Raw genomic sequence first — 12,577 nt, 5'->3', positions numbered from 1 at the left:
ACTGCCTCCCAGGACTCAAAGGGACCTCACCATGGCACCGCGTAAAGAAATAATTATTATCGATGACCTAGCACCTTACCCCAAATATGGGGCGGGTTGCTGCCGTGCCGCCGATATATACCATGCGCTCATAGATCGTGGCTTCAATGTCACTCTCTACCTTCAAGCCGGGCGTGCAACAGATAAAGAGGTATTTGAAGCAGGACGTGGGCACTCACGTATCAGGTACATTAAAAACATCGACCTACCACAATTGATTGGAAACCTCGGTCCTCACCTCTCTCACATTTGGGTGTCCCGCCCTCGAAATGTTAAAGCTTTTAAAGATGTACTTCTTGAATGGAAACGCCGGGCTCCATCAAAACGACGTCTCATTTCAGATACTGAAGCTATTGCAAGCCTTCGCCCTCTATCATTCCGACAAAATATTCAACTCGCAGAAAACCGCGCATCATGCGTTGCAGCGGCAAAAGAGGAATTAACCCTATCACAGGGTTTTGACGCCATCGTCTGCGTATCTGAGTTCGAAGCGAATCTTGCTCAGGAAGTCTTACCTGAGGTTAGCGTCAATCAGCTTGAATCTATTTTCCGGCCCGTGCTCGATACATCGTCATATGCTGAACGTGAACATTTCTTTTTCTGCGGTGCTGTTCATACTAACCGGAATCCAAATATCGATTCGATCAATTGGTTTTCGAAACGAGTGTGGCCCATCGTAAAGGAGGCTCTACCCTCCGCTGAATTCCATCTTGCGGGGTTCATCGGAAAAGACGTGGTTTTCCCCGAAGTGGTGAAGCGCGAGGCCAAAATACTCGGGCCGGTGGATGAGCTTCAGCCCTACTATGACAAGTATAGAGTGTTTGTTGCGCCCACGAGAGTGGCTGCGGGTGTGCCGTATAAGGTACGCCACGCCATGAATGGTGGAATTCCCTGTGTTATTACGGACCTACTCGCCTCACAAATGCCACACCCGAACGATGTCCAGCCCTTCGTTACCGCGCCTGATCAACCGGTGGAATTCGCTCGTCAATGCATCTCCTTATATTCAGATCCCAAAAAATGGCACACAGTTCAGCAAGACGCATATGCCGAAATCCGTCGTGCTTGCAGCGCTGAGGTTTTTGAAACTGCTCTCACCAAGATTTTAAAGCACTCTTAACCTCTCATGGTCTCGGTTTAATACCGCCACAAAATAGTCATAAGCCTTGTCAAATATGTGATAAATTACGCCGAAACAAACGAGGTAGATACATGACCAACAAATTACTAGGCGGTATTATAATTGCGATGATGCTCGCCCTGCCCGCTCGCGCGGATAGCCCGGCTGAGAAGCGCGAGAAGATCCAGGTGATGCGCGAAGAAGTGTTGGCCGAGCTATTTGACCAGCGCCCTCAGGCCCGTGCAGAGATCGATGAAGCCGAGGGATATGCCGTGTTCTCCAACGTTGGGGTACAAATCTTCCTTCTTGGAGCTGGTGGTGGTCGTGGTGTGGTTCGCGACGTGAAGTCGGGTAGCGATACTTATATGAAAATGGCGACGGCCAGTGTTGGCATTGGTCTCGGTATCAAAGACTTCCGCGCTGTATTTATTTTTCATAGCCGTGATTCTCTGAATGATTTCATTGAACACGGATGGGACTTTACCGGCGAAGCCGACGCAGCAGCCCGCTCCGGCGACAAAGGCGGCGAGATCGGCGAAGCTGCCTCTGTGCGCAAAAAGGTGAGCGTCTATCAGTTCACGGATGGTGGATTGATGCTTCAGGCTTCATTACACGGCACAAAATACTGGCAAGACAAGAAGCTGAACAGGCTGGAGAAATCGAGGTAACCTTCAACTTCACCTAACCTTTTTTGACTGAAGGCGGGCACATGTCCGCCTTTTATATTTGTGCTAGCAGGTCGTCCCTCGAAAGCGAAAAATCACTTTCGACCCAGAGCATGTCTAACTTCCTCAAACACCTCGAAATCTCTGGCCCCTCAGGCTTTCCGAGAGCAACGAGATCTCCACCTTTGACCGGCAAGGTTGGTACTTGCCAGTTATCGAGAACGTCAAAATACAGGTCACTTGGTTCTTCATCACCGGCCATGACAGCAATATGAGCCGCGTCGCGCCCAAACCGATAGTAGAGCGCGCGGAGTTGAGATGGGCTTTGAAGAGGAGCGACTGATAACCCTTCAAGGGCCGCATGCAATCGGCTCCTCTCTTTGTTTGAGAATCGAAGATGGCTTGCCAGCGCTTTCACGTCTCCTCGCTTCACTGAAAGCCAACACGCAAGACGTAGGATGGGGTCCGGTGCGAGTTGTCGTCGTTGTTCGCGAGCAATGTAGGTTTTCAAGCGTGCCGTGTTAACCGGCCCAAGTTTCAGAACATCCACCCCTCCAATATCAACGAAGGCACAAAGGCTGGCTAGCGGGTCAGATGCTGCAAATATCTTTATAAGCTCGTCTCTAATTCTTTCGCCAGACAAGCTTTCGAGTAGTGCAATATGCTTCTGGCAAGCGGCAAGCCCTTCGTCATCGAGCGCCCCTGCTCCGTACCACGCATGAAACCGGAAAAACCGCATGATCCGGAGCGCATCTTCCAAAATACGTTCTTCGGCAACGCCGATAAATCTCACGCGCCCCGCCTCCAGGTCCGCGATACCGCCGAACGGGTCAAAGATTTCCCCGCATGACGAAAGATAGAGTGCATTGAAGGTGAAATCTCGCCGGGAAGCGTCCTGCTGCCAATCTTCTGTAAAGGCGACCTTGGCATGGCGACCATCGGTTTCTACGTCACTTCTAAGCGTTGTTATCTCTATTGTCTCGTCATCCAACACCGCTGTCACCGTTCCATGGGCGATGCCCGTCGGCACAACCTTGATACCTGATCGTTCAAGCAGCTTCATGGTTACTTGCGGATGATGCCGGCAAGCCGCGTCAATATCTTTGATCGGTCGCCCCAAAAACGTGTCACGGACAGCACCCCCGACAAATCGCATATTGTCAGGGCCCAACACCTCCAAAACTTGCTTTACAAGTGGCCGAGCGAGCCAATCAGCGTGGATCTTCTTCGCCACCCTCTTTGCCCTCTTCTGGCTCTTCGTCGTCATCCGACACAAAACGGCCAGGCACGACTTTACCGTCTTCACTGTGGGGCGGAATATAGCGGGTTCGGGCATCGCCTGTGCGGTCATCCAGAAGCCGGAGGGATACACCCGCCACTAACGCCACCAACACCAATACCCCCAGTGTTTTCTGAAGGCGAGAGATGTCTTGCTGGCGCTCCTCTTCGGTTTGATCTTTTTTCAGCCGCCATCGCAGCCAAAAAATAACAGCCACGAGTGGCATCAGCAGCAAGGCAATCCTGAGTATAATGATGGTCATACCGAAACGTTCCCCCACATTGCTGGCGCTTTATGTAGTGAGGCTTCCATTACCTCACATAGGTTTACAAGCATAGCCGCCGTCGCGCCCCAAATGAAGAAGTCTCCATACGGCATCGCATAATACTCTCGCCTGGCCCCTTGCCAAACAGCACTCTGCCGCCTGTGGTTATCCCTATTGAGAATAAAGTCGAGCGGGACCTCAAACGCAGCTTCAACTTCAGATTCCTGAAGTATTAATTCGAAACCGGGCTGCACCAATGCCACTACAGGTACAATCTCAAACCCCGTCCCCGTACGATAGGTATCGAGAAAACCGCAGACCTCTATGTGATTTGAGGTTAGGCCTATTTCCTCTTCTGCCTCCCTGAGAGCAGCGGCAACGGCGTCAGCATCGGTATCATCTATTTTTCCACCAGGAAAACTGACCTGGCCCGCATGTTTGCTCAGATGTTCGGTACGCTTGGTCAAGAGAATGGTGGGCTCCGCATGGTCAACGATGGGAACCAACACCGCCGCATCCCGGATTGGCTTATCCTTTTGCAGAAGTAGCTTTGCATCGCGGTTGAGGTCATAGTCAGAACGTCGGCCTCTGGCCGCCGGGTTATCGTCTTTCAGAGCATCTGCAAGCCAGTTCTTCACACATCACCATCATCAAGTTGACCTAAAGAGAAAGTCGTATCTCCGCTTTTGATCGCAAGATAGGTTCTTCCGCCCTCTTTCCTCGTCTCGGCGCGATCTACAAGCTCATAGAAAACGTTGCGGGATATAAGAGCCTCTAACCTGCCACGTACAAGGATATAAGGTCGTGGTTCCTTGCTTTCATCGTCAACCTCAACTCTGATGGGGTGTTTTTCGCCCGCGATCACCTCATCACCCACGTTTGTCGTAAACTTGAGGAGCTGTTGTCCACCTTCCTCGATAACCTCCATGCTGGTCGCAATGAAATGGGCATCCTCAACCGTAATACCGATCTTCTCGACGGGCGTAACCAGATAGGTTTTACCATCATCGTCCTTTCGGAGGACTGTGGAAAACAGTTTAACCATGCGTTCGCGGCCAATCGGCGTTCCCATATAGAACCATGTCCCATCTCGGGCGATACGCATATCAATGTCACCGCAAAACTCAGGATTCCACTTCTCAACGGGTGGGAAGCGCTGGCCTTCCACCTGTTTGATGATGTCCTCAAGCTTGATTTTTGCGCTCGTGCGATCCGGTGCCATAGCTATCTCCTGCCCCTATTGTATAGAAAGGAGCAGGTCATACAATACACAGACCCACGATAATATTATGCTGCTGCGACCGGCAGGCCGCGCTCGTATTCCGCAGCTATTGACCCCACAGGCATAACAGATACCGAATCCGCAGAGATAATCTTCCCTACAGCTGGAAGAGAGGGCAATGACGTGTTTTGCCGCACCAGAAGCCGACGAGCATCCTTGCCGCCCGGCATGGTGATATAGTTTGGCAATACATTCTTGAATCCGAACCGGCAGTAATAGTCGATGTCACCGACCAGCAGGATACGTCTATGGCCAGCAAGCGATGCCGCCGCCAGAGAGCGGTTCATCAACTGGCTACCAATCCCATATTTCTGCATGGATGGTGCAACAGCCAGTGGCCCCAGAAGCAATGCCTTCTCACAGGAACCCCGCAAGAGGTCTTTGATCAGCACCGGCCAAAACCGCACTGTACCGACGATACGACCTTCTGCGCGCGCAACATGCGAGAGCGACGCAAGTGGTGCGACAGTTTCCCTAAGGCTATAAGAGGATTTGTTGAACCGGTCAGGTCCAAAAGCCGCATCGAGAAGTGCTTCAATCTGCACTCCGTCAAAGGGCCGTTCTTGATCAAAATTGATCATCGGCTTTTCCCATATCAGCGGTGCAAAAAGCACCAAGAGCATTACAACACGTTTAAGATCAGGATCTTACGTGTCGTCGCATTCGGCTATGCCGGTTGATATGAGAGGTCTTTACCATGGCTTCCATGACAGTTTTGTGTTCAAGAAGTTGCGTATTTATAATTACTTATAGCTTAGTTCAAGTGACATTTTCTTTCGGCATTCATCACCCATGGTTGCGAATTAATACTTGGGTAAGCCTGATAAAAAAAGAGGCGACAGCCCGGGGAGAGCCGTCGCCTTTATCGCTTGCACCTAAGCCTTGGTTACCAGTCGATCTGGAACCGAAGCGTCAAGGCATCAGCGTCGTTCTCTCCGTCGCCGCCATTAGCAGCAACATTGAATGCTTTATCAATTGTCATGTGGGCATAGTTTGCCGTGAAACGCGTGTGACGGTTCAGGTACCAGTTCACGCCCAGGAGGTATGTATCCTGTTCGCCGCCGTACACACCGTCACCCGTCAGGTCAAGCCGGTCAAAACGTGCTGCGACCTGCCATGCACCCATGCCGCCTTTGTGAACCGGGTTGTTCACTTTAGGCCGATCCCATGCGCCCTTGCCAAGATTTAGCGTTTTGGACTCACCCGTGATGAACCAACCAGCTTCAATATAGCCGCCCCACAGTGTGGCGTTGCCGCCATCTGCTGCAGCGTCCTTAGCTGTCAGGTTCGCCCATTCAGACGCCACATGGAACGGGCCATACTGCATAGCGCCCTCGAGCACAAAGAGCGCGTCCTTACCCGTGATCGTGCCAGTATCCACAAGACGCCCAGCGAGGTGAGAGTGTGTGCGCTGGCGGTAGCGGTAAGCCCCGTCACCTGCGTCCTGTACACGCGCAGATGCACCAAGCAACCATTTGCCGCCTTCAAACTCCTGACCATAAGTCGCCCGACCGGCAAACAGGTAACCTTCGTCCTCAAGACCGCCATCGTTCTTGCCGCGGAAAGCCCCAAGGTTGAACGTCCAGGTATCACCGCCATTTTTGTAGCCGATACCGACGTTGCGACCGAGGCCAAACGCATCGGTAAAGGACGCACGTTCCATAAAGGTGGTGTGGCGGCTTGATGTCATCTCTTCGAGCGATACAGGTGGCTTGTAGTGGCCAAACTTCCACGTGCCCGTTGATGTCTTATATTCGATGATCGCATCCGCGAGGCTAACCTCGTTTCCGGCAAACTCAGCTTCGATGACATATTTAACGTCTTTCCAAGCTTTACCTTCGACGCCGATGCGCGCAGCGCGCATTTCGGTCGCCTTCACATTCATGCTATCGTCGCCATCGGTTACCCAGCCAGCATCCGCCATGATGCGGCCGCGAAGGTTCACCTCAAAAAGCCCGTCATCGGTCGCCAATCCGAATGCTGGCTCATCTTTCGAGATTTTCGGGCGCTTTACCTCGGCTTTATCAGCGGCAGCTTGTTTAGCCTCAAGCTCCTCAATGCGCTTCGCAAGTGACGCCAGTTGTTGCTTCAGTTCGTCAATGGATTGTGCGCCAGCTGGCTGAGCCAGGACTGCTGTGATAGCTGTTGCGCCAAGCAACACGGACAGTCTTTTCCGGTTCATCATCTTCTTGTCCTATTCCTTCTTTGGCAGCGGTCGGCACCCAACTGCCTCTCCGCTCGGTAAGACCGCAATTTATCCTATAGCGGATGACCTTTTCCGGTCTTCCATAAGATATTCGCGTTGTGTGTCGACGCGCATTGATGTCTATTTATGTTTAAGATTTATGACATTTGTTACGAAACCGCGACATTTCTCATATCATATTGTTTTTAAAGAAAACTTAATATGTCACCTGAGCGAAATCAGGCGTCACCAGACCTTGCTTTATCGTCCCACGTCCGATTTGTGACACCCGAATCACAAAAAGATCACAAAACAGAAACACCTAGGAAACGGCCTCCCTTGAGGTTGGCCTTTATCAAACGGTTCGTACATCTGTGAGGAATTTGTCCACCTCGCGTTTGATGCTCGCAGCCAGAAGCTCAAGCTGTTCAGCGGCAGACATCACATCGGCAGATGCCGAGCCTGTTTTCTCTGCGCCTGCAGCGACTTCATGGATTTCAGCCGTCACACGCTGGGTTCCCTCAGAGGTGAACTGCACACTTCTGCTGATCTCGTTGGTCGTCGCTTGCTGCTCCTCAACGGCAGAGGAAACATTGACCATCACGTGATTCAAACGCTCGTTTGCTTCACCAATCGTGCGGATCACACCGACAGCAACCTGTGTAACCTCCTGCATGTCACCGATTTGGGAGGTGATCTGCTCTGTCGCCCTTGCCGTCTGGTTGGCTAGGCTCTTGACCTCACTTGCTACAACAGCGAAGCCTTTGCCTGCTTCCCCTGCCCTTGCGGCTTCAATAGTTGCGTTGAGCGCAAGAAGGTTGGTTTGTTCAGCAATATCATTGATAAGCTTCACAACGTCTTCAATCTGGCGAGAGCTATCGGACAGCTTCCCAATCGCTTTACCACCTTCATCTGAGGCGGCAACAGCCTCACGCGAGATAGCGTTCGCGTTTTGCATCTGTTGGTTCACTTCCGCGATGGATGCTGCAAACTCCTCAATCGCTGCCGCCATGGCTGAAACGTTGTCCTGCATCTGGGTTGAGGCCTCAGTCACTGACATCACCTGCCTGCCGGTTGTGTCCGCCACATCCACCATCTCGCCGGCGGTGTCGCGCATCCGTACGGAAGCTGTATCCAAATTCTCGACCGCATCACCGATCGTGCTATCAAAGGTACCCACGAGGGCATTCATGCGTTCGGCACGCTCTTGACGCTCCCGCGCCTCCGCGCGTTCAGCATCGACTTTCGCACGCTCTTCCTCTGCACGACGATCGGCTTCCTCCCGGTCTCTTTCCGCCTGCTGCTCAGCGTGCATCCTTGCATCTGCCTCGAGACGCACACGTTCTGCAGCACTGTCACGCAATTGCTCTGCTGTCCGTGCCATGCTGCCCAACTCGTCTTTGTTGGCAGTGCCTGGCACACTGGTTTCAAAGTCGCCGCCCGCAATGCCGCTCAAGGCGGTCTCCAAAGCCTTCACTGGCCCCACAGTGGTCTGGATAACCGCCCAAGCGATGCCGATCGCCAAGGTGATGATAACAAGCGAGATAACCACAAGGCTCGTAAAGGCACTCGAACGCGCGTCGGCTGCGTTCTGGCTAAAACGATTTTGTTCTTCGCTTGCGATTTTAGCGATCGTATCGAATGGTACATCTGTACGGGCGTAAATATCGCTCAAAAGCTTGAGTTCCCGCGCGTTGCGCTCCCTTGCTTGTGCATAGGCACCAAAGGTGGATACATAGGACGCAAGCTTCTCCTGTATTGCTTGCTTGGTGTCCGCGCTAAAGCTCGTGCTGGCTAACCGTTCTTTAAATTCCGCGTCCCGCGCATCAACCCTGTCCACATATTTCGGGTCCACGCGCATAATGAAATCTTTCTCATGTCGACGCATCATCAACATCAGGATCTCAAGTTTATCATCCTTGTGCTCTTTCAGCAGTTCCTCAATGGCATGAACCGCAGCCCGCAGTTCACCCTGCAGCCCCTGATTTTCATCCAAACCAATGCTTTGGGCACCTGATACTACAGTTTTGAACTGATCACGGTGCTCGGACAAGATACTGCTTAGCGTATCGGCCGCGGTCACCAACCGCTTATTGGAACTCATTTTCTTGAGCTCCGCCAGCGTAGCTAACGCAGCATCCATAGACGCGCTGTATCGGTCCGCATAGGAGAGATCTTCCCGCAGAAGAAAGTCTTTTTCATTACGCCTGATTTCAAGAGACTGACGCTCTAACTCCTTCTCGAGCAAGCTGATCGAGCTATAGCGGTCCGCCTCGTCTTGCGCACTATCAATAACACTTGAGAAACTGAGATAAGAAAACAGGATCGCAAATAATCCGAGCACTGCAACTCCGGCCAGCATAAACACCCGCACAGAAATTGAGCGATTCTGAAGCCAACTGAGCATAGAAGTTCCTTCCATCCATCAAGATGCCCCCACAGCATAAATTTGTTACGGTCGCTAATATTTTTTGGGGATAGCTCGAAGGATGGCACCCTTCAATGAAAGAAGCACTACCTCAATAAAGCACGGGAGCCCCACCCACGCTTTGTTATCCCAATACGCCTCTCGAATAGCGATCAGTCGAGTATCTAGTCGGCAAGGGTTAATTTTTAGGTAACACTACAGCGGCGTGAAAAATTTCATAAAAATGTAACAATCGTGTCTAAACAGTTAATATTCCCTTACAGGGAGTACTTGATAAACATTTAGCTGTGATCAGCCACTTTTGCCCCCCGCCTCTACAATATTTACGCTGCTTTTATATAATTGTCGAAATCTCGAACTGCTTTCAGATGCAAAACCTCACAAACTCGCTCTTAGGCAAATGAGGGTTGGAGGTTAAAATGAATAGTCATGCGATTTCAGTTTCAGCACTAACCGGTAGGTCTGTTGTGGGTACATGTGGGGAAGCATTGGGGGCAATTGAAGACCTGATTATTGACCCAGGCGCAGGACAGGTTACGCATGTTATCGTGCGCACAGGTGGCGTTTTAGGGTCCACCTTGGGCGCTCATCATCACGCGATACCTTTTTCAGCACTGGTGCCCTGCTCAGACGGCCTGCGTTTCCGGCTCGATCTATCTGAAAGCGAACTGGAACGGCTGCCTCAAATCATAGACGGGGATTATTCCAGCCTCAGCGATCCGCTTAGCCAGCGGGCGGTGCACTACCTACTTGGAATGGAACGATCAACAACCTAGCCACGCATACGAATAAGGTCCAATATCACACCATATTCCAAGTGATCGAAAGGAACCCCACATGGATATCGTTCGCATCATCATCGCTATACTGCTGCCGCCACTTGGTGTGTTTCTGCAAGTCGGCATCGGAGCGCAGTTTTGGCTCAATATTCTTCTGACAATCCTTGGATATTTCCCCGGAATTATCCACGCGGTTTATGTGATTGCGAAACGCTGACAAGCTCACAAATGTAGCCTGACAAAGAAAAACCTCCCGGAGGCTGATCCGGGAGGTTTCGCATCTTAGGAAGATGGTGTGGCTTAGAAGCCCATGCCACCCATGCCACCCATGTCAGGCATGCCACCAGCAGGCATTGCTGGTTTGTCTTCCGGAATTTCAGCAACCATCGCTTCGGTTGTGATCATCAGGCCAGCGATGGACGCTGCGTCCTGAAGAGCGGTACGAACCACCTTAGTTGGGTCAATGATGCCTTTCTTAACGAGGTTTGTGTATTCCTCGTTTTGGGCGTCAAAGCCGAAGTCCGTATCGTTTTGCTCAAGCAGCTTGCCAGCAACAACCGCACCGTCAACACCCGCGTTTTCAGCGATCTGACGAACAGGTGACTGCAGGGCACGACGGATAATGTCGATACCTTTGGTCTGGTCGTCATTCGCGCCTTCAACACCGTCGAGCGCTTTTGTTGCATAAAGAAGTGCAGAACCACCACCAGCAACGATGCCTTCTTCAACCGCAGCACGGGTCGCATGCAGTGCATCATCAACGCGGTCTTTGCGTTCTTTCACTTCAACTTCCGTAGCACCACCAACTTTGATTACCGCTACGCCGCCAGAAAGCTTGGCAAGACGCTCTTGCAATTTTTCTTTGTCGTAGTCAGACGTGGTAACTTCGATCTGCGCTTTGATCTGCTCGCAACGAGCTTTGATATCGTCTTCAGAGCCAACACCGTCAACAATGGTGGTGTCTTCTTTCGTGATCGCAACGCGCTTCGCAGTACCGAGCATGTCGATGCCGACGTTCTCAAGCTTGATGCCCAGGTCTTCGGAGATCACTTCACCGCCAGTGAGGATAGCGATATCTTCAAGCATTGCTTTACGGCGGTCGCCAAAGCCAGGCGCTTTAACCGCAGCAATCTTGAGGCCGCCACGCAGCTTGTTCACAACGAGAGTAGCCAGAGCCTCACCTTCGATGTCTTCCGCAATGATCAGAAGCGGCTTGCCGGACTGCACAACAGCTTCAAGAAGTGGAAGCATTGGCTGAAGATTGGAAAGCTTTTTCTCATGCAGAAGGATGAGCGGGTTATCAAGCTCAACAGTCATCTTCTCAGCGTTGGTGATGAAGTAAGGCGACAGGTAACCGCGGTCAAACTGCATACCTTCAACAACATCCAGCTCGCTCTCGAGGCCCTTAGCTTCCTCAACAGTGATCACGCCCTCTTTGCCAACTTTTTCCATCGCTTCAGCGATCATCTTGCCAACAGCTTCTTCGCCGTTTGCTGAGATGGTGCCAACTTGCGCGATTTCACCGTTGGTGGTGATGTCTTTGGTGCGTGACTTGAGGCTTTCAACAACTTTACTGGTTGCAATATCAATACCGCGCTTCAGGTCCATTGGGTTCATGCCAGCCGCAACAGACTTCATGCCTTCGCGAACAATTGCTTGCGCAAGAACAGTTGCTGTTGTTGTACCGTCGCCAGCCACGTCGTTGGTGCGGGAAGCAACTTCCTTCACCATCTGTGCGCCCATATTCTCGAAACGATCTTTCAGTTCAATCTCTTTCGCCACAGACACACCATCTTTGGTGATGCGTGGAGCACCGAAGGATTTCTCGAGAACAACGTTACGGCCTTTTGGGCCAAGCGTGGTTTTTACAGCGTTAGCCAGCGTGTCCACACCCTTAAGGATTTTGGCACGGGCCTGTTCGTTAAATTTTACTTCTTTAGCAGCCATTTCATGGGGCTCCTGGAATTAGGTGTTAATTGAGATCAAGACAATCGGGCTCAGAGCAATCGCGTGATTACTCGATGATGCCCATGATGTCTTTTTCTTGCATGATCAGCAGGTCTTGACCGTCGATCTTCACTTCGGTGCCGGACCATTTGCCGAACAGAACCTTGTCGCCAACCTTAACGTCAAGCGCAGTTACTTTACCGTCGTCAGCTTTGATGCCTGTACCAACAGCAATCACTTCGCCTTCTGATGGTTTTTCTTTAACCGTATCTGGCAGAATGATGCCACCAGCAGTTTTAGCTTCGCTCTCTAGACGCTTGACCAATACGCGGTCATGAAGCGGACGAAAAGCCATGGTTTGTCTCCTAATATGATAAACCGGAAATTTAAACTGTTAGCACTCACTTCCCATGAGTGCTAACACCGTGCCTCTATTTATGCCTCTCGCGTGACAGGTTCAAGGGGGGAATGAGAATTTTTTGTGATGGTTTCAAGTTTGTGCCCAGCATACTCACCTCGCGGAATTTCGTCACCGTTGCGACCTGGCTTTAGAAAATTGGCAAACCTGCCTTTTTCAGGCAAAATGTC

General features: G+C 51.5%; 13 protein-coding genes. 4 read left to right on the top strand and 9 right to left on the bottom strand.

The features are described 5' to 3' along the window. Window positions 1-31: 31 nt before the first annotated feature. The gene (locus ACN0XZ_RS15595) at window positions 32-1,159 is read left to right on the top strand and encodes a glycosyltransferase (RefSeq protein WP_417458720.1); all 1,128 of its coding nucleotides are present in this window, start codon (window positions 32-34) and stop codon (window positions 1,157-1,159) included. Between the two features lie 92 nt (window positions 1,160-1,251). Then, the gene (locus ACN0XZ_RS15590) at window positions 1,252-1,827 is read left to right on the top strand and encodes a YSC84-related protein (RefSeq protein WP_417458719.1); all 576 of its coding nucleotides are present in this window, start codon (window positions 1,252-1,254) and stop codon (window positions 1,825-1,827) included. A 52-nt stretch (window positions 1,828-1,879) separates the two neighbouring features. Here ACN0XZ_RS15590 and ACN0XZ_RS15585 read toward each other — a convergent pair whose 3' ends face one another. From ACN0XZ_RS15585 to ACN0XZ_RS15555, 7 genes are all read right to left on the bottom strand, one after another. Next, window positions 1,880-2,980 carry a CCA tRNA nucleotidyltransferase gene (locus ACN0XZ_RS15585; protein ID WP_417458718.1) on the bottom strand — a complete coding sequence of 367 codons (1,101 nt, stop codon included), beginning with the start codon at window positions 2,978-2,980 and terminating at the stop codon, window positions 1,880-1,882. Between the two features lie 55 nt (window positions 2,981-3,035). Next, window positions 3,036-3,365 carry a hypothetical protein gene (locus tag ACN0XZ_RS15580; RefSeq protein WP_417458717.1) on the bottom strand — a complete coding sequence of 110 codons (330 nt, stop codon included), beginning with the start codon at window positions 3,363-3,365 and terminating at the stop codon, window positions 3,036-3,038. Further along, window positions 3,362-4,006: a CoA pyrophosphatase gene (locus tag ACN0XZ_RS15575; protein ID WP_417458716.1), complete on the bottom strand. Its 645-nt coding sequence runs from the start codon at window positions 4,004-4,006 to the stop codon at window positions 3,362-3,364. Before ACN0XZ_RS15575 ends, ACN0XZ_RS15580 begins: the two co-directional genes overlap by 4 nt. Continuing rightward, window positions 4,003-4,590: a DUF1285 domain-containing protein gene (locus ACN0XZ_RS15570; RefSeq protein WP_417458715.1), complete on the bottom strand. Its 588-nt coding sequence runs from the start codon at window positions 4,588-4,590 to the stop codon at window positions 4,003-4,005. Before ACN0XZ_RS15570 ends, ACN0XZ_RS15575 begins: the two co-directional genes overlap by 4 nt. Before the next feature lie 65 nt (window positions 4,591-4,655). Continuing rightward, entirely contained in the window at window positions 4,656-5,231 is a 576-nt protein-coding gene (locus ACN0XZ_RS15565; RefSeq protein ID WP_417458714.1) for a GNAT family N-acetyltransferase, read from the bottom strand. 305 nt (window positions 5,232-5,536) lie between these two features. After that, complete coding sequence (locus ACN0XZ_RS15560) at window positions 5,537-6,835, bottom strand: OprO/OprP family phosphate-selective porin (protein ID WP_417458713.1); 1,299 nt, start codon at window positions 6,833-6,835, stop codon at window positions 5,537-5,539. A 355-nt stretch (window positions 6,836-7,190) separates the two neighbouring features. Then, window positions 7,191-9,242, bottom strand: a complete 2,052-nt coding sequence (locus ACN0XZ_RS15555) for a methyl-accepting chemotaxis protein (RefSeq protein WP_417458712.1) — start codon at window positions 9,240-9,242, stop codon at window positions 7,191-7,193. A 440-nt stretch (window positions 9,243-9,682) separates the two neighbouring features. On the opposite strand from ACN0XZ_RS15555, the gene ACN0XZ_RS15550 reads away from it, so the two are divergent. Together ACN0XZ_RS15550 and ACN0XZ_RS15545 are read left to right on the top strand one after the other, a co-directional pair. Further along, on the top strand, window positions 9,683-10,039 hold the full coding sequence (locus ACN0XZ_RS15550) for a PRC-barrel domain-containing protein (protein WP_417458711.1): 357 nt from the start codon (window positions 9,683-9,685) through the stop codon (window positions 10,037-10,039). A 61-nt stretch (window positions 10,040-10,100) separates the two neighbouring features. Continuing rightward, entirely contained in the window at window positions 10,101-10,259 is a 159-nt protein-coding gene (locus ACN0XZ_RS15545; RefSeq protein WP_417458710.1) for a YqaE/Pmp3 family membrane protein, read from the top strand. An 83-nt stretch (window positions 10,260-10,342) separates the two neighbouring features. Here ACN0XZ_RS15545 and groL read toward each other — a convergent pair whose 3' ends face one another. Then, entirely contained in the window at window positions 10,343-11,989 is a 1,647-nt protein-coding gene (gene groL, locus ACN0XZ_RS15540; protein ID WP_417458709.1) for a chaperonin GroEL, read from the bottom strand. A 67-nt stretch (window positions 11,990-12,056) separates the two neighbouring features. Further along, window positions 12,057-12,344 carry a co-chaperone GroES gene (groES, locus tag ACN0XZ_RS15535; protein ID WP_417458708.1) on the bottom strand — a complete coding sequence of 96 codons (288 nt, stop codon included), beginning with the start codon at window positions 12,342-12,344 and terminating at the stop codon, window positions 12,057-12,059. Window positions 12,345-12,577 lie beyond the last annotated feature (233 nt).

This window comes from Kordiimonas sp. (assembly GCF_048264555.1).
Taxonomy (GTDB): domain Bacteria; phylum Pseudomonadota; class Alphaproteobacteria; order Sphingomonadales; family Kordiimonadaceae; genus Kordiimonas.
The sequence above is the reverse complement of the archived record's forward strand: the minus strand, read 5'-3'. Positions and strand labels throughout refer to the sequence as shown.